The sequence below is a fragment of the Aeromonas sp. FDAARGOS 1410 genome (assembly GCF_019048745.1).
Taxonomy (GTDB): Bacteria; Pseudomonadota; Gammaproteobacteria; order Enterobacterales; family Aeromonadaceae; genus Aeromonas; species Aeromonas jandaei.
Map to the genome: position 1 here is coordinate 3,888,254 of NZ_CP077401.1, position 22,369 is coordinate 3,910,622.

Below are 22,369 nucleotides of genomic sequence, written 5' to 3' on the forward strand. Positions count from 1 at the left end.
GAAGGAATCCGCATCATGAAACTTGAAGGAAAAACGGTGCTGCTCACCGGCGCCAGCGGCGGGATTGGCGAGGAGCTGGCCCAGGAGCTGGCCGCCCAGGGCGCCCATCTGCTGCTGCACGGCCGCCGCGCTCCGGCGCTGGAGCGCCTGTGCAAGTCGCTGCCGCACCCCGAGCGCCATCAGGTGGTGATCGCCGACCTTGGCGTGCCCCACGAGCGGGCCAAGTTGTTGCAGCATCCAGCGCTGGAACAGGGGCTCGACATCCTGATCAACAACGCCGGCTGCAACCAGTTTGCCTGGCTGGAAGATCAGAGCAGCGAGCAGGTCGAGCGCCAACTGCTGCTCAATATCGAGGCGCCGATCCAGCTGACCCGCGCCCTGCTGCCCCGCCTGCGCAAACCGGGGATCATCATGAACATGGGGTCGGGGTTTGGCGGCATCGGCTACCCGGGCTACAGCGTCTACTGCGCTACCAAGTTCGCCCTGCGCGGCTTTAGCGAGGCGCTGGGGCGGGAGCTGGAGGGCAGCGGCATCAAGGTGCTCCACTTTGCCCCCCGCGCCACCCGTACCAAACTCAACTCTGAAGCTGCCTACGAGATGAATGCGGCGCTCGGCACCCAGACCGACAGCCCGCAGGAGGTAGCCGAAGCGGCCATCATCGCCCTGTGCAACGAGACCCGCCGCAGCTGGCTCGGCTGGCCGGAAAAGCTGTTCGTGCGACTCAATGCCCTGCTGCCCAGCATCGTCGACAAGGCGCTGGCCAAACAGCTGCCCATCATTAAACGCTATGCCCGCCAACAGCCGGGCATGGCCGAGAGCGGCGCGGCGCTGCAGCCCGATCTCTCACGCCCCATCCCGACCAAAAAGGAACTTTGATATGAACGTTGCGCTAAAATCCGCCACCTCCTGCGTCATCGCCCTCCTGCTTGGCTCGACCTGCGCCCAGGCAGCCACAGATGCTCTCGCCCCCATCCAGCAGCAGTGGGCCGTCTGCCAATACCAGCAGAACGGCAAAGCGAAAGAGAGCTGCCTCGAAACCCTGAGCACCCAGGCCGAAGCGGCCAGTGCCAAGGAGCCATTTCGCACCGACCTGCTCATCTGGTCAGCCATCGTCAAGAGCACCTGGGCTGGTGCCAAGGGCGGGCTGGGAGCGCTGGGGCTGGTGAAAGAGGCCAAGGCCAAACTGGAGCTGGCCATCAAGCAGGATCCCAAGGCGCTGGAGGGCTCCGCCTACACCAGCCTGGGTTCGCTCTACTATCAGGTACCCGGCTGGCCAGTCGGCTTCGGCGATGACGAGAAGGCCGAGCAGCTGCTCAAGCAGGCGCTGGCCATCAACCCGACCGGCATCGACCCCAACTTCTTTTACGGCGACTTCCTGCTGGATCAGGGCCGCAAGGCTGAGGCCAAAACTTATCTCGACAAGGCGATGGCAGCTCCAGCGCGCCCGGGCCGGGAAGTGGCGGACGAGGGCCGCAAAATGGAGATCCGCGAGCGGCTCGCCAAGCTGTAAAGTTCTGCCGTATCAGAGATCTATTTAAACTCTGCCCACCAGCTTGCATACTGGTGGGCAGAGTCGTTTCAAGGGGAATAACAATGCGGATCCTGCTGGTTGAAGATGATGTGATGCTGGGTGATGGCATGCAGGATGCCTTGCGCCACAGCGGTTATACGGTGGACTGGCTGCAGCAGGGGTTGCCCGCCCTGACGGCACTCAAGAGCGACGAGTTTGCCGCCCTCATTCTGGACCTCAACCTGCCCGATATCGACGGCCTCAGCCTGCTGCGCAAGCTGCGCCGCGAAGGACACCAGCTGCCGGTGCTGATCCTCACCGCTCGCGATGCCCTCGATGATCGGGTCATCGGCCTTGATGCCGGCTCCGACGACTACATGGTCAAACCCTTCGCCCTGCAGGAGCTCAACGCCCGCCTGCGCGCGCTGGTGCGCCGCAGCAAGGGGCAGGTGCAGGCCGTGCTGGAGTACGGGGAGATCCTCATCTACCCCGAGGCGCAACAGGTCACCTATCGGGGCGAGCCGGTCAAGCTCACCCCCCACGAATACAAGCTGCTGCAAGAACTCATCAGCCAGAGCGGCCGGGTGCTCAGCAAGGAGCAGCTGCAACAAAGCCTCTACGGCTGGGACGAGGGGGCCGAAAGCAACGCGGTGGAGGTGCATATCCACCACCTGCGCAAGAAGTTCTATAGCGACCTTATCCGCAATATTCGCGGTGTCGGTTACATCATTCCTCAGCTTGATCAGGCCAGCCGGAGTGCCCCCCGATGAAAAAACCGCGCTCCATCCGCCGCTTTCTGCTCACCGGCATTCTCACGCTGGTGGGGCTCAGCCTCACCATCAGCGCCGTCATCGGCTATCTGGAGGCGAGCCACGAGATGGAGGAGCTGTTCGACGCACGGCTGGCCCAGTCCGCCCGCATCACCGACCAGCTGCTGGAGCGCTATCTGGCCCAGCAAGGGGCTCTGCCAGCCAATGGCACCATCTATCAGGATTGGGAGGTGCAAAACCCCGACGAGTGGACCAAGGATCCCAGCTTCAATCTGAGCGGTGAGGATCGGGAACTCACCCCCTATGGTCACGAGTTCGAGCGCAACCTCTACTTCCAGCTGCTCAACGACAAGGGGGTAATGCTGCTGCGCTCCCCCAGTGCCCCGGATCAGCCACTGGTCGAGCTCACCCGCGGTTTCAGCACAGTGAAAAAGGATCACCATCAGTGGCGCACCTTCACTCTCTACAACGAGGATGGCCGCACCTGGCTGGTGGTGGCCGAGCGGGATGACGAACGCAGTGAACTGGCCAGCAAGATGGCGGCTCTTACCATGCTGCCCCTGCTGCTGACCCTCCCCTTTCTGCTGGTGCTGCTCTGGTGGCTCATCACCCGCGGTCTGGCCCCCCTGCGCCTGCTGGCGCAAGCGATCAGCGAGCGCCACCCCGCCAACCTGAGCCCGCTCAACCTCAAGACAAGCGCCCACGAACTGACTCCGCTCACCAACGAGATCAACCGCCTGATGCATGCGCTGGCCGAAACCATCGAGCGGGAGAAACAGTTCACCAACGAGGCAGCCCACGAACTGCGCACCCCGCTGGCGGTACTGCGGATCCACAGTGAAAATGCCCTGAGCGCCGAGGATGAGGAGAGCCGCCAGCAATCGATGCACAAGATGCTGCAGGCCCTCGATCGCAGCGACCGGCTGATCCGCCAGCTGCTGACCCAGGCTCGCATCGACAACCAGCAAGGGGTGGTGCAGAGTGAGCTCAACCTGAGCCAACTGCTGCAAACCTCGCTGGCAACACTGGCCCCCATTGCCCTGAAAAAGGATCAGCAACTTTCGCTGGAGGGGGATGAGAATCTGATGGTGATGGGTCAGGGCACCCTGCTCGATCTGCTATTCAGCAACCTCATCGACAATGCGTTGCGCTACACCCAGGCCAAGGGGGAGATCACCGTCGATGTGCAACAGGAGGGACACAGGGTCAGGGTCGATATCCGCGATAACGGCCCCGGCATTCCAACCGCTGCGCTGTCACGGCTGTGCGAACGCTTCTTTCGGGTCAATCCCCAGCAGGGGGATGGCGTCGGCCTTGGCATGGCGATTGTCTCGCGCATCGCCCAGCTGCATGGCGCCGAGCTTGATGTCCACAACCGGCCGGAGGGAGGGCTCGAAGTGAGTGTGTTCCTCCCACTTCCGCTGGCAAGATAAGCAATAAACAAACAGCCCGCAATGCGGGCTGTTTGCTATCAATGACAATTTGGCTGCACGGTAAAGGTTCGACCAGCATCCACCGGGCCGAGATCCGCCAGCAGGCGACGGCCAAGCAGCACCGGATAGATCATGTCGCTGCGATCCCGCAGGGTGAACCACTCCTCGTACACCTTGTCCCCCAGACAGATGGACATGGTGACGGTCGGCCGCTGCTCGATGCCACCGGCGCCGCGAATGGTCACGCTCTGCTCCACCGGACGCTCGAACTGCTGTTTGACCCGCTCACCGCTGTCGGCATCGGTCACATCCAGCATGAAGCGCACCCAGGGTTTGCCATCCCGTTTGAAGTGGACGAGGGAGCGCGCATCAAGAGAGGAGGTGAGCGCACCGGTATCGAGTTTCATCTTCACCGCCACACCGATCGGCATGATGAGCCCCTTCTCGACCCAACCATAGCTGGTCGGTGTTGCCGCCAGTGCGCTGCCACAGAGCCCCCACAGGATGGCGGCACTCAACAATCTTTTGCCCATCACGATCTCTCGCATTGTCGATATTGCGCCCAGATCTATCACAGCCACCCCGGGGGTCAACCCGATTTGTTATGACCAGCAGCAACCGGCCCGGCAAACCGCAACGGCAGACGACAGTCGGTGGCAGCTGCGACGCCGATTGCATAGAGTTGAAAACAGGGAGAAAAGAGGTAAACGGGAGGCAAGATAAGGTGCTGGATGAAGCTTGTGGCCAACCTCAGGTTGTGACGCCAAAGGCTACCACAACAATGAGCGAATTATCAGTCTTGTTCTGAAGGGATTTTTGCCTACACTGTTGTAAACCGGAGGGCCTGAAAACCACCGGTTTTTTTGCGCCTGCCGAAAATTTGCCACTGCAAAAGTGACTTTCAACAAGGCTCAATAAGGAATTTGTAATGCGTATCGAAGAAGACTTGAAGCTCGGTTTCAAGGATGTCCTGTTCCGCCCCAAGCGCTCTACTCTCAAGAGCCGTTCCCAAGTAAGCCTGACCCGTCAGTTCACCTTCAAACACACTCAGACCCAATGGCAAGGCGTACCCGTTATCGCCGCCAACATGGATACCGTCGGCAGCTTTGCCATGGCGCGCACGCTGGCCGGTTTCGAGATGATGACCGCGGTACACAAGCACTACAGCCTTGAGCAATGGCAAGCTTTCGTCAACGAGACCGATCCGGCGCTGCTGGGCCATGTGATGGTCTCCACCGGCACCTCGGCTGAAGATTTCGCCAAGACCCGCCAAATCCTCGCCATGTCCGAAGCGCTGCGTTTCATCTGTGTCGATGTGGCCAATGGCTACTCCGAACACTTCGTCGAGTTCGTGCGCAAAATTCGTGAAGCCTGCCCCAACCACGTCATCCTGGCGGGCAACGTGGTGACCGGCGAGATGGTCGAAGAGCTGATCCTCTCCGGCGCCGACATCGTCAAGGTCGGCATCGGCCCGGGCTCGGTCTGCACCACTCGCGTCAAGACCGGCGTCGGCTACCCGCAGCTCTCCGCCATCATCGAGTGTGCCGATGCGGCCCACGGCCTCGGCGGCCAGATCGTCGGTGACGGCGGCTGCACCTGCCCGGGCGACGTCGCCAAAGCCTTCGGCGGCGGTGCCGACTTCGTGATGCTGGGCGGCATGCTGGCAGCCCACGAAGAGTGCGGTGGCGAGATCATCGATGTAGACGGCGAACCCTTCATGAAGTTCTACGGCATGAGCTCCTCCAGCGCCATGGACAAGCACGCCGGTGGCGTCGCCGAATACCGCGCCTCCGAGGGTAAAACCGTGCTGCTGCCCTACCGCGGCCCGGTCGAGAACGCCGTGCGCGACATTCTGGGCGGCGTGCGCTCCACCTGTACCTACGTCGGAGCCAGCCAGCTGAAAGAGCTCACCAAGCGCACCACCTTTATCCGGGTACGCGAGCAAGAGAACAACGTCTACGGCAAGGAGTAACCTGCCGCAGCGACCGTCACACGCTGACGGTTAGAAGCCAGTCAACCGGTGTGCTACCCTGCGCACCGGTTTTTTTTGCATTTGGAACCCTGACCCATGACAACTCCCCTGCCCCCGTTTGACTGGGACATCTTCTGCTGCGTCGTCGACAACTTCGGTGACATCGGTGTCACCTGGCGACTTGCCCGCCAGCTAAAGCGGGAGGGGAATATTGCGGCACATGGCGATGAGGTTCAGGTGCGGCTCTGGGTGGACGATCTGGCAAGTTTCGCCCGCATCTGCCCCGGGCTCGACCCGGCGCAGGATGGCCAGTGGGTCGATGGCATCTATATCCAGCACTGGCATGAGACCCTGCCGACCGACATGACCCCGGCCAGAGTGGTGATCGAGGCCTTTGCCTGCGAACTGCCCGCCCCCTTCATTGCACGAATGGCCGAACTGATGGCGAGCCAACCCAAGCCCTCCTGCTGGATCAATCTGGAGTACCTCTCGGCGGAGAGCTGGGTCGAGGATTGCCACGGCCTCGCCTCGCCCCAGCGAGTTGGCAACCAGAGCCTCAACAAATACTTCTTCTTCCCGGGCTTTACCGCTAAAACCGGCGGCCTTTTGTGCGAGCACGACCTCATCGCCGAACGGGAGCAGTGGCAGCAAGATGATGCGGGACTGGCAGCCTACTGGGCCAGCCTCGGTTTGCCGCCCAGACAAGAGAACGAGCTGCGGGTCAGCCTCTTTACCTACGAGAGCGATGCGCTGCAAAGCCTGGTCGAGAGCTGGTGCCAGAGCACCACGCCCGTCACCCTGCTGTTGCCGCTGGGGCGCTCGCTGCAAGATGTGCTGCGCGGCGCAAGCCTTGAAGATACCATCACCACCGCCAAGGCGGGGGATCTGCTCCACTCGGGCAACCTCACCATCAAGCTGCTGCCGATGACCGATCAGGCTGGTTACGATCGACTGCTGTGGAGCTGCGATCTCAATCTGGTGCGCGGGGAGGACTCCTTCGTGCGGGCCCAGTGGGCAGCACGTCCTTTCCTCTGGCATATCTACCAACAGGAGGAGGAGGCCCATCTGATCAAGCTGGAGCAGTTCCTCGACCACTATCTTGCTGATCTGCCTGCCGATTGCGCCCAATGGCTGCGCTGCTTCAATCTGGCTCTCAACCGTGGTGAAGATTGCCGCGAACTCTGGGCCCAATGGCCGCAATACAGCGCGATTTGGCAGCAACATGGGCGACTCTGGTCACAGAAGCTGCTCCGGGATGGGGATCTCGTCACGAGGTTGGTGAAATTTCTGGAAAGCCGTATATAATCTGGCAGTTTTTATCCGTCCGTTTCACGAACAGGAATTTTTTACATGAAAACCGCTCAGGAAATCCGCGCTGGTAACGTAGTCATGATCGGCACCGAGCCGATGGTGGTCCAGAAGGCTGAATTCAACAAATCCGGCCGTAACTCCGCCGTGGTCAAAATGAAGCTGAAAGGCCTGCTGAACGGCAGCGCCACCGAGACTGTCTTCAAGGCCGACGACAAGCTGGACGTTGTTCAGCTGGAGCGTAAAGAGTGCACCTACTCCTACTTCTCCGACCCCCTGTATGTCTTTATGGACACCGAGTACAACCAGTACGACGTAGAGAAAGACAACCTGGGTGACGTGCTGAACTACCTGGTAGACGGCATGGAAGATCTGTGTGAAGTGACTTTCTACAACGAGAAAGCCATCTCCGTAGAACTGCCGACCACCATCGTGCGCGAAGTTGAGTACACCGAACCGGCTGCCCGTGGCGACACCTCCGGTAAAGTGACCAAGCCTGCCCGTCTGAAAGGCACTACCTACGAGCTGGCTGTTGCCGCTTTCGTAGAGATCGGTGACAAGATCGAAATCGATACCCGCACCGGTGAATTCAAGCGTCGCGTCAACTAATTGACCACGTTGAATTGATTGCAAAAAAGCGAGCCTCCGGCTCGCTTTTTTATTGCCTGTTTGCAGCTATAACGCCAACCTCCTTCAGAAAATCGCGCCGCCGCCGCTAACCCAGATAACCGGGGGAGCACACTATGGCCAGATTATCCTTATCACTGCTGTTATTGACCATGCTGGCTGGCCATGGGGCAGAGGCGAGCGACGTTGCGCCCCCCATCGCAGAGCCACTCCCACTCGATCACTGGCAAGCGAGCGACTGGAAAGGGCAACCCGAAGCCACCCAGATCGACAAACAGACGGTGCTGTTTGCCAAGCACGATAGCGACAACTATGTGGGGCTCGCCATCCTGCTGCCCGACTGGCAGCGCAGCGGCCAGCTCTGGCAACTGACCCGTGCCCTCAGCCAGCTGGGCTTTGATACCCTGCTGCTGCTCCCCTCTCCCCAGCAAACCGAGCTCGACCCTGCCGCCGAGAAGAAAGCCAAGGAGAGTGACGCCTTTCGCAAGCAACTGGCCGAGCGGATCAGCAAGCTGGCTGATGCCAAACTGCAGGAGGGGGGCTTCAAGCTGATCCTGGCGCAAGGCACCGGCGCCGCCTGGACCGCCAACCTTATCGCCAGCGAACAGCTGCCTGCCCCCGATGCGCTGGTGCTGCTTGATGGCTTCTTCCCCGACCAGCAGAGCAACCAGATCCTCGCAAAAGAGATAGCGCAGGGCACCATCCCTACTCTGGATCTCTATCAGGAGGATGGCGGCCGCTGGCCGCTGCTGGCGGCCGAGGCTCGCCAGACCGAGAGCCGGCGCAGCCACAAGCTCAACTATCGTCCCTACGCCCTGATGGAACTGGGCGAAACCCCCACCCGCATTCAGGGGTGGCTCAACCATCTGGGCTGGCTCTGACCTCGGGCCACAAAGCACGCGCAACATCACATCTGCCGGAGAAAGCCCACCCGCCATGGCGCGGCACACTGGCTCTGATGGCGCCCTTTTTGGCATCATGACGGTTCAAACCCGAATATGGCAGGAAGGTACATGCAGCAGATTGTGTTTCTCGACAGCGATACCCTGGATGCGGGCATCACCCTGCATCATCCCGACTTTCCCCACCACTGGCAGAGTTATCCCAGCACAGCCCCGGAACAGGTGGTCGAACGGCTGAAAGATGCCAGCATCGCCATCATCAACAAGGTGCGCATCGGCGCCGCCGAGCTGGCCCAACTGCCGGAACTCAAACTCATCGCCCTGGCCGCTACCGGCAGCGACAACGTGGATCTGGAGGCGTGCCGCGCCGCCAACGTCGGGGTGTGCAATATCCGCAACTACTCGGGCCCCTCGGTGCCGGAACATGCCATGGCGCTGATGCTGGCCCTGTCGCGCAACCTCTTCTGCTGGCGCCAGTCGTTGCTGGAGGGGCGCTGGCAACAGAGCGGTCAGTTCTGCTTCTTCGACCACAACATCATGGATCTGCACGGCAAGCAGCTTGGCATCATCGGCAAGGGAACCCTGGGTCAGGCGCTCGGCGAGCGGGCCAAGGGAATGGGGATGACGGTACGTTACGCCCAGAGCCAGATCGGTGGCAGCCACGACGAGGATCGCCTGCCCCTCGACGAGCTGCTGCAAAGCTCGGATGTGATCAGCCTGCACTGCCCGCTCACCCCTTACACCCGCAACCTGATTGGCGAGCGGGAGCTGGGCTTGATGAAACCGGGCGCCCTGCTGATCAACGTCGGCCGCGGCGGTCTGGTGGATGAAGAGGCGCTGCTGCGGGCGCTGGCCAACGGCCGCCTCGGCGGCGCCGGTTTCGATGTGGCGAGCGTCGAACCCCCGCCCCCCGACCATCCCCTGATGAAGGCGCTGCAATACCCCCACTTCATCCTCACCCCGCATGTAGCGTGGGCCAGCGAGGAGTCGATGCAGCGGCTGGCCGACCAGCTGATCGACAACATCAACGCCTTTGCCGCCGGTCGCCGCCAGCACCGGCTGGTCTGAGCAAACATGCAAAACGGGGCCCACTGGCCCCGTTGTTTCATCCCCACCACTCACGACAGATGGCGATCAATCGTCGTCATGCCATCTGTGTTTTTTATGCTTCTTGTGCTTTTTGTGGTGCTTGTGATGGTGGTCATCATCATCGTAATAGCGATCCTGACTCTGGTGGCCATCGCCGGTCTTGGCACCGATGGCCGAGCCACTCGCCCCGCCAACCCCTGCGCCGATCAGCTGGCCGGTATCACCACCGACACTCTTGCCGATCGCAGCACCACCCAGCGCCCCCACGGCCCCACCGAGCGCCGCTTCATTCTTGTTGCCCTTGTTGGCCGTCGCAGCGCCACCAGCTGCGCCGCCAATAGCCGCACCAACCAGCGCACCGGTATCACCCCCCAACTCCTTGCCGATCATGGTGCCCGCCACCCCACCTGCGCCGCCACCGAGAATGGTATTGAGGGTCTCGGAGGCGTGCACGGTCGTGCTGCCAGCGAGCAAGGCGCCCAACAGGGCCAGTGCGCGAAGCGCGCGCGAATTCATCTCCATGGGTACTCCTGCCAAACCTGATTAATTCCACCGGCACTATACAAAGCAGCGGGGCCAGCGCCAGATGGGGGACAATCGCCACCCATGCAGCTCAAGTCGCGTCAAATCAGGAATGCAGGCAGAGCCATCGATGCAACGAATTGAATCAGAAGGGGAAACCGGTGAAATATCAGAAGTGGAGGCGAGCAGCCAAAGGCAGTTGCCACCGCTTTCGCCCGTCAGGGTCAAGCGGCCATCGGACAGCTCCTGTCACCAGCCCTGCAGCCGATTAGCGAGAGGAGGATGCGGCGTACTGCGCCATGATGACCTGACGCAGCAGCACGCGCCCCTCATCGATGCGGGTTGAACGGGAGAGCCCCTTCGCCCACATCAGGGCTAGGGTGCGGCTCAGCACCGGTTCGTGCAGCGCCACAACCCTGAGCTGGGGATCGCACTGGTTCGCGGCATAGAGCCCGGGCAGGATGGCAACCGCCAGCCCGGAGCGCACCAGGCCGTAGAGTGTCTCGACATAATCTGTGGTGTATCTGGGCTTGAGCCCGGGCAGCTGGCTCTGGGCCAGTCCGTTGACCTGCCGGCTGACGTTGCCTCTGGCAAAGAGGGCGATGTCGCGGCGGGTCAGCGCCTGCCAGCTGATGGCCTCCGCCGCTGCCAGCGGATCCTGCCGGTTGATCACCGCCACCAGCGCATCGTCCAGCAGCGGCGTTACCTCCAGCGAGTCGGGCAACTCGCCATCCAGCACGCCAATCCCTGCATCCAGAGACCCCTCGGCCAGCGCCTGCAACAGACCGTCGTTGGTGTGATCCTGAAACTCGACCCGCAAGCCCGGGAACTGCTGCTGCAGACGGGCGGCCGCCAGCGGAAACATCAGGGTGCAGGCCGACGGGATCAGACCGATGCGCAGGGTGCCATCGCCCCCTTCTGCCATCACCTGCTGCATATCGGCAAAAGCGGCGTGGGCCACATTGAGCAGCCCCTTGGCGTGGGGCAGGATCGCCTCCCCCTGTTCGGTCAGGGTGACCGCCTGCGCGGTGCGGTGAAACAGTTTGCCGCCAAGCACAGATTCAATCTGACGCAGGGCACTGCTCAGGGCGGGTTGGCTGATGGCCATCTGATTGGCCGTTTCGGTGAAGTGGCGCAGCTGGGCCAGCGTGACAAAATACTGGATCTGCTTGAGAGAGAGCGCAGGCAGACGGCGCCAGGGTTCGGACATGAAATCGACAACCGGAGAAAAACGTTTGCAGCAGCATAACCCTTTCTTATCCAGTTATAAATTCTTTGCGCTATGCACGGGCCAATCCCCTCCCTAAAGTGGGCCCATTATTCCCCTTGTCAGGCCATCTCCTTCATGTGTGAACAAGATGCATCCCTCAACTTGCGCCGCCGCGCCGTGCAGGCTGCCCTCGGCGAAGCCCCCTTCGATCTGCTGCTGACCAACGCCAACCTGATCGACATGGTGACCGGCGAGATCCGCCCCGTCGACGTGGGGCTGGTCGGCCCGCTGATCGCCAGCGTCCATCCGGTCGGCTCCTTCCAGCAGGCACGCGAGACCCACGATCTGGCCGGCGCCTATCTTTCGCCCGGTCTTATCGACAGCCATGTCCATGTGGAGAGCTCCCACCTGACGCCGGAGCGCTACGCCGATGTGGTGGTCGCGCAGGGCACCACCACCATCTTCTGGGATCCCCACGAACTGGCCAATGTGCTCGGGCTGGCGGGGGTGCGCTACGCCATCGACGCCAGCCGCAATCTGCCGCTGCGAGTCATCTGCGCCGCCCCCTCCAGCGTTCCCTCGACGCCGGGTCTCGAGATGTCGGGCGCCGACTTCCACGGCCCCGAGATGGCCACCATGCTGGAGTGGCCGGAGGTGGCGGGGATCGCCGAGGTGATGGACATGCAGGGTGTGCTGGGCGGCAGCGAGCGGATGACCGGCATTCTGCACGCCGGTTTGCAGCGCAATGCCCTGATTGAGGGACACGCCCGGGGCCTCACTGGTCACCGGCTGCAAGCCTATCTGGCGGCTGGAGTCAGCTCGGATCACGAACTCACCTCGGCTGCCGATGCGCTGGAAAAATTGCGGGCCGGGCTCACCCTGCAGCTGCGTGGCTCCCACCCCTATCTGCTGCCGGAGATCGTCGCGGCGCTGAAACAGCTGCCCCACCTCTCCTCCCAAATCACCCTCTGTACCGACGATGTGCCGCCCGACATGCTGCTGGAGAAAGGGGGCATGATTGCGCTGGTCAAGCTGCTGGCTGAACTCGGGCTGGCGGTGCCCGATGTGCTGCGAATGGCCACCCTCAATGCCGCCATCCGGCTGCAGCGCAACGATCTGGGGCTGGTTGCCGCCGGCCGCTGCGCCGATCTGGTGGTGTTCGACAACCTCACCGATCTCAACCCGATTTGGGTCTACAGCGGTGGCCAGCGGGTCGCCCGCCATGGCGCCATTCTCAGCCCCTCCGAGCCTGTCGCAGGTTGTCAGGCGCCACGCGATACCATGCAGATCCCCCTGCGCACGCTGGAGGAGTTCATCATCCGGGTGCCCGGGCTGACTGCGGGTCGTGCCCGCCTCAAGACCATCAAGGGGGCTCGCTTCACCCAGTGGAGTGAAACCGAAGTTGAGGTTCGGGATGGTCAGGTCATCGTACCAGCGGGATTTAGCCTCATCTCGGTGCAACACCGTCACGGCCGCCATCAGGGGGGCACCCGGCTGGCGCTGCTGGAGGGGTGGGGCGAGCTGCAAGGAGCCATCGCCACCAGCTACTCCCACGACTCCCACAATCTGGTGGTGCTGGGGCGCGACCCGCAAGAGATGATGCTGGCCGCCAACACCCTGATCACCAGCGGAGGCGGCATGGCGGTCATCCAGCAGGGTGAGGTGCTTGCCCACGTTGCCATGCCCATCGCCGGCATGCTCTCCGACCTGCCGGCCAGCGAGCTGGCTGCCAGCTTCCACGCCCTGCGCGAAGTGAGCGGCAAGGTGGTGGAGTGGGAGCCCCCCTATCGGGTCTTCAAGGCCATCGAGGGGACCTGTCTTGCCTGCAATGCGGGGCCCCATCTGACCGATCTCGGCCTCACCGATGGCCTGACCCGCGAGATTGTCGACCCCTTCATCTGCTGCTGGCCCCACGATGCCAGCCAAGCCGATGCCCGCCAAGCCGATTAACACCGAGGAGAACAGCGTGAACCCTGTCGCCATTATTCTGGACACCGACCCCGGCATCGACGATGCCGTTGCCATCGCCGCCGCCCTGTTTCACCCCGGGATCGAGCTGGCGCTCATCACCACGGTCGCCGGCAATGTCGATGCCAGCAAGACCACCCGCAACGCCCTGCGCCTGCTGCACTTTTTCGGCAAAGAGGTGCCGGTGGCACAGGGGGCCAGCCAGCCCCTCGTGCGCCCCCTCGACAATGCCAGCCACATCCACGGCCACTCCGGCCTCGATGGTTACGAGTTTGCCGAGCCCGGCCAACAGCCGCTGCCGATGCATGCCGTCGAAGCCATGAAGGCCACCCTGCTCGCCAGCGAACAACCCATGACGCTGGTGCCCATCGGGCCGCTGACCAATATCGCCCTGCTGCTCACCCTGCACCCCGAGTGTCGGGAGAAGATCGCGCGGATCGTGTTGATGGGCGGCTCGGCCGGTCGGGGCAACCACACCCCCAATGCCGAGTTCAATATCTACGTGGATCCCGAGGCGGCCCACATTGTCTTCAGCAGCGGCCTGCCCATCGTGATGTGCGGACTCGATGTCACCAGCCGGGCCACCCTGACCGGCGAGATGATTGCGGCGCTGCCCGCCCTCAACCGCACTGGCGCCATGCTCCACGCCCTGTTCGGCCACTATCGAGGTGGCAGCATGCAGACCGGGCTCAAGATGCACGATCTCTGCGCCATCGCCTATCTGGTGCGCCCCGACCTCTTTATCACCCGGGCCTGCAATGTGGCTATCGAGACCCGGGGTGAGCACACCCTCGGCACCACCTCGGTGGATATCAACAACCGGCTCAAACGCCCGCCCAACGCCGAGGTGTGTCTCGATATCGACGTGCCCGGATTCAGGGCCTGGTGCATGGAGACCCTTGCCCGCGCCATCTGATCCCGAACCGCCAGCTCGCTGGCCCATTCACATCAAGAAGAGAGTGTTGGAAACATGCTGGAAATAATTGTCAGCACCCTGATCCTGGTCATCTGCGGCTATCTCATCGCCAAAAACTACGATGCCAAGATAGTGCTGTTTGGCGCCGGGTTACTGCTGATGTTTGCCGCCGTTGGACTGGGCCACCCCCTGCTGCCTGCGGCGCAGAGCAGCGGCCTCAGCTGGCTTGATCCCTTCGTCCAGATCAAGCAGATCTTCATCAGCCAGATGGGCAATGTCGGGCTCACCATCATGGTGCTGTTCGGCTTCTCCAGCTACATGAGCCACATCGGTGCCAACGATGTCACCGTCATGCTGCTGACCCGCCCCTTGAGCCGCATCCGCTCCCCCTACCTGCTGGTGCCGGTGATTTTCCTGCTGGGCAACCTGCTCTCGCTGGTGGTGCCAAGCGCTGCCAGTCTGGCGGTGTTGCTGATGGCGACCCTCTATCCGGTGCTCAAGGCGTCAAACATGTCCTCCCTTACCGCGGGGGCCGTCATTGCCACCACTGCCACCATCATGCCCAGCCCGCTGGGGGCCGATAACGTGCTGGCCGCCCAGAAGCTGGGGATCCCGCTGGTGGAGTACATCGTCTCCTACCACGCTCCCATCTCGCTGCCGACGCTGGCGTTGATGGCAGTAGTGCACTACTTCTGGCAAAAGGCGATGGACAAACGCCAGCAGGCGCGCGGCGGACTGGAGGAAAAAGAGGAGTCGCTCGCCGTGCCCACCGGCTTGCCGCCCGCCTACTACGGCCTCTTTCCGGTGCTGCCACTGGTGCTGGTACTGCTGTTCGGCATCTGCTTCACCCATATCTCCCTCGGGCTGGTGGAGATCACCTTCGTCTGCCTGCTGCTCACCATAGGGGTGGAGCTGCTGCGCAAAGGCAATATCAAGGAGACCAGCAAGGAGTTCGCCATCTTCTTCACCGGCATGGGCACGGGGCTCGCTCAGGTGGTCTCGCTCATCGTAGCGGCCAGCATGTTGGTGGAGGGACTGAAAGCCATCGGCATCATAGATACCCTGGTCGATAGCGTGAAACACATCGACGGCGTCGGCTCCATCCTTATGTTCTTCTTCTCCGGTACGGCGGCGCTGATCGGCTTTATCAGCGGCAGCGGGCTGGCGGTCTTCTACTCCTTTATCAACATCATTCCCGAGATCACCGAGAAGGTCGGCGTCAACAGCGTCGCAGTGGCCCTGCCGATGCAGCTCACTGCCAACCTGATCCGCTCCATGTCGCCGGTCGCCGCGGTGATCATCGTTATCGCCTCGATCACCGGTAGCAACCCCATCGAGATCATCAAGCGCACCTCGGTGCCCATCATCTCGGGCATCATCTGCTGCATGACCCTCTCCTACCTGCTGTTCAGCTAACCCGGCTCCATCTGCAGGCGATCGATCCGGTCGCCTGCAGATGGTTTTTTACCCCCGGTTGAAAGTGAACCCACTGCATGTAAACGCCCGGAAGATAATCGGGTGGTATAGTCTATAGCTTGAACAACAGGGGTTGGCTGGCCACAAGGCTGGCGCCCGGTGACTATCAAGCAAAGGAGATGTTATGAGCAGTCCGTTTATCGAGCAGATCAAAGCACGTCGTACCATCTATGCCCTGGGTGACCAGGTCTCCCATACGCCGGAGCAGCTGACGGCCCTGATCCAGGATGCCATCAGACACAGCCCCTCCTCCTTCAACTCCCAGAGCTCCCGCGCCGTCATCCTGTTTGGCGCCCAGCACCACAAGCTGTGGGATATCGTCAAAGCCGAGCTGAAAAAGATCGTGCCACCGGAGGCCTACGCCCAGAGTGAGGCCAAGGTGGATGGCAGCTTCCGTGCAGGCTTTGGCACTGTGCTGTTCTTTGAGGACACCGACGTCATCAAGGATCTGCAGCAAAAATTCGCCCTCTATGCCGACAACTTCCCCATCTGGTCGGAACATGCCACCGGCATCGCCCAGTTTGCGGTCTGGACGACGCTGGCGCAGGAGAAGGTCGGCGCCTCCCTGCAACACTACAATCCGCTTATCGACGAGGCGGTACGCAAGGAGTGGAACCTGCCCGCCAGCTGGCTACTGCGCGCCCAGATGCCCTTTGGCAGCATCAAGCAACCGGCCGGAGAGAAGACCTTTATCGACGACGCCACCCGTTTCCGCGTTTTCAAATAACGGTCAGATGGCAAAACGCCCCCGTAGTTCGGGGGCGTTTTTATTGCGGCTGGCTGTGGCTGCAACGTGATCTCTCCATCGCTCAGGCGGACAGGGTCACCAGCAGGGAGTTGTCTTCCCCCAACTCCACCTTCACCTCGCGCCAGTCGCGGATCACCGCCACCACTGCCGGATTGAGCGGCGCATCGCCACCCACCTGCACCACGGCACAGCCTGCGTTCAGGGCGCTCTCGATACCGGCAGGGGCATCCTCGAACACCAGACAACGAGCGGGCGAGACACCAAGCCGTTCAGCCCCCAGCAGATAGGGCTCGGGATCGGGTTTGCCATTGACCACAGCTTCGGCCCCCACCAGCACGGCGGGCAGCGGCAAACCGGCACAATGCAGGCGGTGACGGGCAACCCGCTCACTGGCGGAGGTCACGATGGCCCAGCGCTGTGATGGCAAGCGGCGCAGCAACTCGCCAACCCCGGCGATGGCATCGCCCCCGGTATGCAGCATCTCCAGCTCGTCGAGCCGCGCCGCCTCCCGCTCCACATCCAGTTGCAGGGCCAGCGCCCGGATCACCTCCCGCGAGCGCATGCCGTGGCACATCGCCAGCACCGGCTCGGGCTCCAGCTGATGTTCACGACACCAGATCCGCCATACCTGCTCCACATCGTCGGTCGAGCAGACCAGGGTGCCATCCATATCGAGCAGCAGGGCGGCGACCACCACGGTTTTTGTGTCGCCTGTACAAACGACCGGTTCGCGACTCATGCCGGTAATCATGCCGATACTCCCGTAAGCTCTGGCTGAACCCCCTGCAGCGCATCGGCAAAGGCCTGCTGCTGGGCGGCACGTTCATAACAGGCGAGCGCCTGTTCGGCGCTGCCTGCCCACACCTGCAGCGGGCCGACCACAAACCCCTGTTGCAGCAGGCTGGCGAGCAGCTCCCCCGTTTCTGGCGCGGCCAGCGGTTGGGCCAGCACCAGGGTGCCTTTGATCAAAAAGAGATAGCGTTGGGTCGACATGATATGGCTCCTTGTTCCAGACCGGAGGGGACTCGGCTCCCCTTTCAGCGCCATTAGAACAGGGCGTTTAGATAATTTATAATGAGTAAATAGCCACTTTCGATAATCAAACGGAATGAAATTCGACCTTAAACAACTGCAGGCGTTCGTGATGCTGGCCGAGACCGCCAACTACCGGGAAGCGGCCAATCGCCTCTTCATTACCCAGCCCGCCCTCACCAAGCAGATCCAGGGACTGGAGCAGACCCTCGGCAGCACCCTGTTCAATCGCGGTCGTCACGGTGCCGAACTGACCGCCGTCGGCGCCCAGCTGCTGACCCAGGCGAGTGCGCTAGTCGAACACGGGCGGGAGTTCGAGAGCCATGCGCTGGCGGTGGCGAGCGGAGTTGCCGGTCGTCTCAAGATTGGCTTTGGTCTGTCGAGCTTTGCGCTGGCCCCCTCGCTGGTCGCCCGCTTCAAGCAGCAGGTGCCCGATGTGATGGTGCATCTGCAGGACATGCCTTCCGCTATCCAGCAGGAGCAACTGCTCTCCGGTCAACTCCAGCTTGGCTTTATGCGCCGCCCGCAGTTGCCGCAGTTGCGCGAGCACAGGTTGCTGATTGATCGGCTGGTGCTGGCGGTGCCAACCCGGATGACCCTGCCAGATCCGGCTGCGTTTGATCTCCAACGGGCCTTGACCAGCCAGCCGCTGCTGCAGATGGTGGGCCATCGCTGCCCCGGCCTCAGCCAGCAGATCGCCAGCTTTCTCGGCGCCAACCGGCTGACCGGGATGATCCAGGAGGCCGAAGATATTCAGACGCTGGTAGCGCTGGTAGCCGCCGGGATCGGCAACGCCATCCTGCCGCGCAGCGTCAGCTTTATCGCCGGCCCTGACGTCACCCTCTATCCTCTCTCCGGCCCCAATTCCGAGTGGGAGGTCAGTCTGGTATGGAATCCCCTCTTTGCCGATCCCATCCGCGACAGCTTCGTCAAGCTGGTGATCGCCACGCACCCTACGCCAATCTCGGCCACGCCCGAGCGCTGATGGCTGCGGCTATGGGTTGTTCAATACCCAGCCAAAACAGTGCGCCCCCGGAAGGGGGCGCATTAACAACCAAAGCGGCGGTCAGGCTCAACAGTTGGTGCAATAACTACGGTTCTTACCCGCCCCCTTGGCGCTATAGAGCGCCGCATCGGCCGCAGCCAGCAACTCCCCTTCCCCCTCCAGCGGTTGCTCTGCCGTGTAGGTGGCAATGCCAATACTGGCGCTGAGCTGGATATTGTCCGCCACCACGATGTCGAGATCGTGGATGGCCTGGCGGATCTCCTCGCCAATCCGTTGTGCAGCCTCTCTGTTGGTATTACCGAGGATCAGAGCAAACTCGTCACCGCCAAAGCGGCAGGGCAGATCGGCCGGTCGCTGGCAAAAGGATTGCAACAGATGGCCCACCAGCTGGAGGGAACCATCCCCCATCTGATGGCCAAGATGGTCATTGCACGCCTTGAAGTTATCGAGATCGAGCATGATAAGGGAGAGGGGGGTATGCTCGCGCACGCTGCGGCGCCACTCGTTGTGCAGGAAGCTGTTGAACAGTCTGCGGTTTGCCAGACCGGTCAGCGGGTCATGGAGCGAAAGACTTTCCACCTCCAGCTCCAGCAATTTCCGTTCGGTAATATTGGAATGGGTGATGACATAAAACTCGGCATCTATTCCTTTGACCGGAACAATGCGCATCATGAACCAGCGCTGGGTATCCGGGCTGTGGCAGGGATATTCCAGATAGAAGCTCTCCTGCTGGCGCAGCAAGACCCGTCGCAACCCCTCAATAGCGCTCAGCGCCGAAGGCTCAGCAGAGCCATCGCAAGCGCTTAAATAATTGACGCCACGCCAGTTATACCCCTTTGCCATACCATTTTGCTCGGCGAATCGATTCCAGGCGAGGTTGGTATAATGGATCACCCCGTTGCCGTCTATTACTGCAAACTGGTCATCCAGTGAATCCAGCAATGCAACCAGATCCTGAGCTCGCTCGGCAAAGCGACGCATCCCCCCCGGCATGTTATCAATCATGGTGGCCATCCTGTGGCAAAAGTGGCGCCTCGCCAGCTATTAACAATCAAGTCAGCAGGTAGAGTAAAGCACCCAATTCTCACTTAGCCAACTGAGACCAAATGTCACCATGTCACACCATCCGGCAAGGTTTCAGGCCAGCTCCCGAACCGGATAAAAAGAGGACAAATCATCAATTTTTTATTCAGAAATAGTATTTAATTCCTGCACCACTGATTTTCACAGGGGATGCCATCTCCCTCTCCATCCATTTTGGTATCAGGGCAGTTTTGTAAAAACCAGGTCGCCTCCTCACAAGAGGTCATCTGGGAGCAATATTGGCGACCATCGCAGTGATAGCTGTGGGTTGGCAGCGATGCGTTTGTGTCGGAAAACAATCCCATACTGCTCTCACCACTACTGGCAGGAGTGGCAGACGCGGACGTCACCGACTTGGCCGAGAAGCGGGAATAGCTGAAAAGGCACAGTGCCACCAACAGCAGGGGAACAAACGTGCTGCGCCAGCGGCTACGGCGCTGATAGGCAGGGCGCGGACGACGATACGTACTGGCAGGAGTATGCGAACGACCTTGGCTTGAAGCCGACTCCGAGCGCGAAGATCTATGGCTCGCCGCCAGCGACAACGGACGATCAGGGAAGAACACCTGCTCGGCGCGGGGGTTGCCATCTTTACCGCTCCCCATCAGATAGGAGACCCGCTCTCCCGCCATCGGGCTCAAACCATCTGTTTGCAGTGCAGTGATGTGCACGAACAGCTCGGCACCTTTCTGCGTGCCCTCTTGCTCGGGCACGATAAAACCAAAACCGCGCTCCTCGTTCCAACGCACGATCCGTCCCTGATAACGCATGTCCTCATCCTTGTGGCCACAGGCAATCTGTCCATGTTGCCCAAAACAGCTGCGGCCCAACAGAGGGCCGCAGATATAAATGTCAAAACAGTGAACAAGCGCAGCCTGCTGCCGGAGGGTCAGTCGAGCTGGGACACCTTGATAACCTCGGCGATACGGCTCAGCATCCGCAGCGAGGTGTGATGCTCGGTGGCATCCGCCGCCGCGCAGGCATCCTCCAGAATGGTGATGGCGTAGTCGCGATCGTGACCATCTCGCGCCGCCGACTGAATGGCCCAGCTGGTGCTTACGCCGCACAGATAGAGGTGGTCGATGTGGTTGGCCCGCAAGGCGGGTTCCAGCGCAGTACCATAGAATGGGCTCACTCTGGGTTTGGCCAGCACCAGATCACCGGGCTGCACATCGAGGTCCGCATGAAAATCGGTGCCGCTGTCGCAAAGTGAGAGGGCGCCAAGCTGATGGGCCCGGCCAAACATGGGGGAACCCTTGGGTTGCAGTTGATAACGGCTGTCGAAACCGACCTTGATCAGTACCACCAGCCAGTCGTGGGCGCGGGCATAAGCCATCGCCTCATTGGCATGCGCGATGGCGTTCTGCTCCATCACATGGTCGGCCGTGGTCGCAATGCGACCGTCAGGATGGGCGATGTCGTTGATAAAATCGATCACCAGTAGTGCCTTGTTCATCCCTTCTCTCCCAAATCGTGGTTGATAGCCGACCTGTTATACTCGCTTTTTCGCGCCTGCACAGCCCATCCAGCCAACCTTACTGACATGAACAGCGCAGGCACGGCAATTGGCCTTCTGCATCCTCCCCGCTTACACCAGTCCAAGCGCGTAGCGCAGGGCCATCTCCTTCAGGGGGCCCGCCTTGTCCGCCAGATTGAGGGCCAGATTGCGAGCCAGCTTGAGCGGGCCAATATCGTTGCTGAATACCCCGTAGAAGAGATCCATCCCCGACTGCATCAGCAGGTTGTCGGGACGACGGCGCCGCTCGTAGCGCTCGGCCAGCACAAGTTGATGCCAGTCGGCGCCAGCCCCTTGCTGTAAGTCGACCCAGCAGGCCACATCCTTGAAGCCGAGGTTGACCCCCTGCCCCGCCAGCGGGTTGATGGTGTGGGCGGCATCGCCAAGCAGCACCACCCGGCCGGCGTGGTAGTCGTTGGCGTGGCGGCGCACCAGCGGGAAGCTCCCCTTGCCGGTGACGGTAAAGCCGCCGAGCCGGCTTGGGAAGTGGCGGCGCACTTCGGCGGCGAGCGCCTCATTGCTCATGGCCGCCAGCGCCCGGATCCGGGCCGGACTGTCATACCACACCAAGGAGCCGTGCTGGCCGGGTAGCGGCAAGAAGGCGCGCGGGCCGCTCGGGGTGAACTGCTGCCAGGTGATATCTTCCTGCGCAAAGTCGGTGTCGATATTGATCAGCATGCAGTGCTGGCGGTACTCGAAGCGCGATACCCCGATGCCAGCCAGCTTGCGGGTGTGGGATTCGGCGCCGTCGCAGGCCAGCACCCAGCGGGCGGCCAGTTCAGTGCCGTCGTCCAGAGTCAGCACAGCTTCATCCGCACTCTGGCGCAGGCTTGTCACCGCCGCCGGGGTGTGGGTCTGGATGTTGGGGAAATCTTCCATCCGCTTGAGCAGGGCGAGCTGCACCAGCCGGTTCTCGATGATGTAACCGAGCTGGGGCAGGCCGAGGTCGGCGGCGTTGAAGCGGGTAGCAAAGCCATCCAGCTCCCAGGTCTCCAGCCGGCGATAGGGGCAGAGCCGCATCTGCTGCAGATGGTGCCAGGCGCCAGCCTGCTCCAGCAGCGCCACCGAAGCCTGACTGATGGCGGAGACCCGCAGATCCAGCGGCTGCTCCGGCGCGTATTGCTCCGGCAGCTGGGTTTCGATGACCCGCACCGAGAGGCCCTGGGCCGCCAGCAGACAGGCGGTAGCCGCCCCCACCATGCCGGCGCCGACGATGGCGATATCACACTGTTCCATAACTTTATTCCTGCAAAAGGGGCGCCCCGTTCATGGGTGGCCGGG

23 protein-coding genes are annotated in these 22,369 nt (G+C 61.7%); 14 read left to right on the forward strand and 9 right to left on the reverse strand.

The window, feature by feature from the left end:
- The first annotated feature begins 15 nt into the window (after window positions 1–15).
- From I6L40_RS18080 to I6L40_RS18095, 4 genes are all read left to right on the forward strand, one after another.
- A complete protein-coding gene (locus tag I6L40_RS18080; RefSeq protein WP_071913058.1) occupies window positions 16–876 on the forward strand; it encodes an SDR family oxidoreductase in 861 nt (286 codons plus the stop codon).
- 1 nt (window position 877) lies between these two features.
- Complete coding sequence (locus tag I6L40_RS18085) at window positions 878–1,510, forward strand: tetratricopeptide repeat protein (RefSeq protein ID WP_071913055.1); 633 nt, start codon at window positions 878–880, stop codon at window positions 1,508–1,510.
- Between the two features lie 83 nt (window positions 1,511–1,593).
- Window positions 1,594–2,280 carry a response regulator gene (locus I6L40_RS18090; RefSeq protein WP_071913053.1) on the forward strand — a complete coding sequence of 229 codons (687 nt, stop codon included), beginning with the start codon at window positions 1,594–1,596 and terminating at the stop codon, window positions 2,278–2,280.
- Complete coding sequence (locus tag I6L40_RS18095; protein WP_071913051.1) at window positions 2,277–3,713, forward strand: ATP-binding protein; 1,437 nt, start codon at window positions 2,277–2,279, stop codon at window positions 3,711–3,713. The genes I6L40_RS18090 and I6L40_RS18095 overlap by 4 nt, the downstream gene beginning before the upstream one ends.
- A gap of 38 nt (window positions 3,714–3,751) precedes the next feature.
- Here I6L40_RS18095 and I6L40_RS18100 read toward each other — a convergent pair whose 3' ends face one another.
- A complete protein-coding gene (locus I6L40_RS18100) occupies window positions 3,752–4,246 on the reverse strand; it encodes an ATP-dependent zinc protease (RefSeq protein ID WP_041209987.1) in 495 nt (164 codons plus the stop codon).
- A 395-nt stretch (window positions 4,247–4,641) separates the two neighbouring features.
- On the opposite strand from I6L40_RS18100, the gene I6L40_RS18105 reads away from it, so the two are divergent.
- The 5 genes from I6L40_RS18105 (at window position 4,642) to I6L40_RS18125 (ending at window position 9,590) form a co-directional block, all read left to right on the forward strand.
- On the forward strand, window positions 4,642–5,685 hold the full coding sequence (locus tag I6L40_RS18105; RefSeq protein ID WP_071913050.1) for a GMP reductase: 1,044 nt from the start codon (window positions 4,642–4,644) through the stop codon (window positions 5,683–5,685).
- A gap of 96 nt (window positions 5,686–5,781) precedes the next feature.
- The gene (gene earP, locus I6L40_RS18110; RefSeq protein WP_071913048.1) at window positions 5,782–6,990 is read left to right on the forward strand and encodes an elongation factor P maturation arginine rhamnosyltransferase EarP; all 1,209 of its coding nucleotides are present in this window, start codon (window positions 5,782–5,784) and stop codon (window positions 6,988–6,990) included.
- A 45-nt stretch (window positions 6,991–7,035) separates the two neighbouring features.
- Window positions 7,036–7,602: an elongation factor P gene (gene efp, locus I6L40_RS18115; protein WP_005335100.1), complete on the forward strand. Its 567-nt coding sequence runs from the start codon at window positions 7,036–7,038 to the stop codon at window positions 7,600–7,602.
- Between the two features lie 134 nt (window positions 7,603–7,736).
- On the forward strand, window positions 7,737–8,501 hold the full coding sequence (locus I6L40_RS18120) for a DUF3530 family protein (RefSeq protein WP_071913046.1): 765 nt from the start codon (window positions 7,737–7,739) through the stop codon (window positions 8,499–8,501).
- Window positions 8,502–8,633: 132 nt separating this feature from the next.
- Entirely contained in the window at window positions 8,634–9,590 is a 957-nt protein-coding gene (locus tag I6L40_RS18125) for a D-2-hydroxyacid dehydrogenase (protein ID WP_042029806.1), read from the forward strand.
- 66 nt (window positions 9,591–9,656) lie between these two features.
- Here the strand turns inward: I6L40_RS18125 and I6L40_RS18130 are convergent, their stop codons facing one another.
- Window positions 9,657–10,133 (reverse strand): YMGG-like glycine zipper-containing protein, encoded by a 477-nt coding sequence (locus I6L40_RS18130; RefSeq protein ID WP_071913044.1) that lies wholly within the window; start codon window positions 10,131–10,133, stop codon window positions 9,657–9,659.
- Between the two features lie 268 nt (window positions 10,134–10,401).
- Window positions 10,402–11,343 (reverse strand): LysR family transcriptional regulator, encoded by a 942-nt coding sequence (locus I6L40_RS18135; protein WP_216994668.1) that lies wholly within the window; start codon window positions 11,341–11,343, stop codon window positions 10,402–10,404.
- Window positions 11,344–11,478: 135 nt separating this feature from the next.
- Here I6L40_RS18135 and I6L40_RS18140 point away from each other — a divergent pair, with 135 nt between their 5' ends.
- The 4 genes from I6L40_RS18140 (at window position 11,479) to I6L40_RS18155 (ending at window position 16,430) form a co-directional block, all read left to right on the forward strand.
- Entirely contained in the window at window positions 11,479–13,293 is a 1,815-nt protein-coding gene (locus I6L40_RS18140) for an adenine deaminase (RefSeq protein WP_216994669.1), read from the forward strand.
- Window positions 13,294–13,309: 16 nt separating this feature from the next.
- Window positions 13,310–14,227, forward strand: coding sequence for a ribonucleoside hydrolase RihC (gene rihC, locus I6L40_RS18145; protein ID WP_338429206.1), 918 nt, complete (start codon window positions 13,310–13,312; stop codon window positions 14,225–14,227).
- A gap of 54 nt (window positions 14,228–14,281) precedes the next feature.
- The gene (dcuC, locus tag I6L40_RS18150; RefSeq protein ID WP_042029811.1) at window positions 14,282–15,643 is read left to right on the forward strand and encodes a C4-dicarboxylate transporter DcuC; all 1,362 of its coding nucleotides are present in this window, start codon (window positions 14,282–14,284) and stop codon (window positions 15,641–15,643) included.
- A 184-nt stretch (window positions 15,644–15,827) separates the two neighbouring features.
- Window positions 15,828–16,430, forward strand: coding sequence for a nitroreductase family protein (locus I6L40_RS18155; protein ID WP_005335120.1), 603 nt, complete (start codon window positions 15,828–15,830; stop codon window positions 16,428–16,430).
- 82 nt (window positions 16,431–16,512) lie between these two features.
- On the opposite strand, the gene I6L40_RS18160 is transcribed toward I6L40_RS18155, so the two are convergent.
- Both I6L40_RS18160 and I6L40_RS18165 read right to left on the reverse strand, forming a co-directional pair.
- Window positions 16,513–17,190, reverse strand: coding sequence for an HAD-IA family hydrolase (locus tag I6L40_RS18160; RefSeq protein WP_216995451.1), 678 nt, complete (start codon window positions 17,188–17,190; stop codon window positions 16,513–16,515).
- Window positions 17,191–17,198: 8 nt separating this feature from the next.
- Window positions 17,199–17,444 (reverse strand): hypothetical protein, encoded by a 246-nt coding sequence (locus I6L40_RS18165; RefSeq protein ID WP_216994670.1) that lies wholly within the window; start codon window positions 17,442–17,444, stop codon window positions 17,199–17,201.
- A gap of 115 nt (window positions 17,445–17,559) precedes the next feature.
- Here I6L40_RS18165 and I6L40_RS18170 point away from each other — a divergent pair, with 115 nt between their 5' ends.
- Entirely contained in the window at window positions 17,560–18,468 is a 909-nt protein-coding gene (locus I6L40_RS18170; RefSeq protein ID WP_216994671.1) for a LysR family transcriptional regulator, read from the forward strand.
- Window positions 18,469–18,555: 87 nt separating this feature from the next.
- On the opposite strand, the gene I6L40_RS18175 is transcribed toward I6L40_RS18170, so the two are convergent.
- From I6L40_RS18175 to I6L40_RS18190, 4 genes are all read right to left on the reverse strand, one after another.
- The gene (locus I6L40_RS18175; protein WP_216994672.1) at window positions 18,556–19,494 is read right to left on the reverse strand and encodes a sensor domain-containing diguanylate cyclase; all 939 of its coding nucleotides are present in this window, start codon (window positions 19,492–19,494) and stop codon (window positions 18,556–18,558) included.
- A gap of 197 nt (window positions 19,495–19,691) precedes the next feature.
- Window positions 19,692–20,342: an excalibur calcium-binding domain-containing protein gene (locus I6L40_RS18180; protein ID WP_216994673.1), complete on the reverse strand. Its 651-nt coding sequence runs from the start codon at window positions 20,340–20,342 to the stop codon at window positions 19,692–19,694.
- Between the two features lie 119 nt (window positions 20,343–20,461).
- Entirely contained in the window at window positions 20,462–21,028 is a 567-nt protein-coding gene (locus I6L40_RS18185) for an isochorismatase family cysteine hydrolase (RefSeq protein WP_124241850.1), read from the reverse strand.
- 132 nt (window positions 21,029–21,160) lie between these two features.
- Entirely contained in the window at window positions 21,161–22,324 is a 1,164-nt protein-coding gene (locus tag I6L40_RS18190) for an FAD-dependent oxidoreductase (protein ID WP_216994674.1), read from the reverse strand.
- Window positions 22,325–22,369: the final 45 nt, after the last annotated feature.

What these genes read in the sequence shown, in the direction of transcription:
- I6L40_RS18080 (WP_071913058.1), top strand. Translation starts at nt 16, where the DNA reads ATGAAACTTGAAGGAAAAACGGTGCTGCTCACCGGCGCCAGCGGCGGG.
- I6L40_RS18085 (WP_071913055.1), top strand. Translation starts at nt 878, where the DNA reads ATGAACGTTGCGCTAAAATCCGCCACCTCCTGCGTCATCGCCCTCCTG.
- I6L40_RS18090 (WP_071913053.1), top strand. Translation starts at nt 1,594, where the DNA reads ATGCGGATCCTGCTGGTTGAAGATGATGTGATGCTGGGTGATGGCATG.
- I6L40_RS18095 (WP_071913051.1), top strand. Translation starts at nt 2,277, where the DNA reads ATGAAAAAACCGCGCTCCATCCGCCGCTTTCTGCTCACCGGCATTCTC.
- I6L40_RS18100 (WP_041209987.1), bottom strand. Translation starts at nt 4,246, where the DNA reads ATGGGCAAAAGATTGTTGAGTGCCGCCATCCTGTGGGGGCTCTGTGGC.
- I6L40_RS18105 (WP_071913050.1), top strand. Translation starts at nt 4,642, where the DNA reads ATGCGTATCGAAGAAGACTTGAAGCTCGGTTTCAAGGATGTCCTGTTC.
- earP (WP_071913048.1), top strand. Translation starts at nt 5,782, where the DNA reads ATGACAACTCCCCTGCCCCCGTTTGACTGGGACATCTTCTGCTGCGTC.
- efp (WP_005335100.1), top strand. Translation starts at nt 7,036, where the DNA reads ATGAAAACCGCTCAGGAAATCCGCGCTGGTAACGTAGTCATGATCGGC.
- I6L40_RS18120 (WP_071913046.1), top strand. Translation starts at nt 7,737, where the DNA reads ATGGCCAGATTATCCTTATCACTGCTGTTATTGACCATGCTGGCTGGC.
- I6L40_RS18125 (WP_042029806.1), top strand. Translation starts at nt 8,634, where the DNA reads ATGCAGCAGATTGTGTTTCTCGACAGCGATACCCTGGATGCGGGCATC.
- I6L40_RS18130 (WP_071913044.1), bottom strand. Translation starts at nt 10,133, where the DNA reads ATGGAGATGAATTCGCGCGCGCTTCGCGCACTGGCCCTGTTGGGCGCC.
- I6L40_RS18135 (WP_216994668.1), bottom strand. Translation starts at nt 11,343, where the DNA reads ATGTCCGAACCCTGGCGCCGTCTGCCTGCGCTCTCTCTCAAGCAGATC.
- I6L40_RS18140 (WP_216994669.1), top strand. Translation starts at nt 11,479, where the DNA reads ATGTGTGAACAAGATGCATCCCTCAACTTGCGCCGCCGCGCCGTGCAG.
- dcuC (WP_042029811.1), top strand. Translation starts at nt 14,282, where the DNA reads ATGCTGGAAATAATTGTCAGCACCCTGATCCTGGTCATCTGCGGCTAT.
- I6L40_RS18155 (WP_005335120.1), top strand. Translation starts at nt 15,828, where the DNA reads ATGAGCAGTCCGTTTATCGAGCAGATCAAAGCACGTCGTACCATCTAT.
- I6L40_RS18160 (WP_216995451.1), bottom strand. Translation starts at nt 17,190, where the DNA reads ATGAGTCGCGAACCGGTCGTTTGTACAGGCGACACAAAAACCGTGGTG.
- I6L40_RS18165 (WP_216994670.1), bottom strand. Translation starts at nt 17,444, where the DNA reads ATGTCGACCCAACGCTATCTCTTTTTGATCAAAGGCACCCTGGTGCTG.
- I6L40_RS18170 (WP_216994671.1), top strand. Translation starts at nt 17,560, where the DNA reads ATGAAATTCGACCTTAAACAACTGCAGGCGTTCGTGATGCTGGCCGAG.
- I6L40_RS18175 (WP_216994672.1), bottom strand. Translation starts at nt 19,494, where the DNA reads ATGATTGATAACATGCCGGGGGGGATGCGTCGCTTTGCCGAGCGAGCT.
- I6L40_RS18180 (WP_216994673.1), bottom strand. Translation starts at nt 20,342, where the DNA reads ATGCGTTATCAGGGACGGATCGTGCGTTGGAACGAGGAGCGCGGTTTT.
- I6L40_RS18185 (WP_124241850.1), bottom strand. Translation starts at nt 21,028, where the DNA reads ATGAACAAGGCACTACTGGTGATCGATTTTATCAACGACATCGCCCAT.
- I6L40_RS18190 (WP_216994674.1), bottom strand. Translation starts at nt 22,324, where the DNA reads ATGGAACAGTGTGATATCGCCATCGTCGGCGCCGGCATGGTGGGGGCG.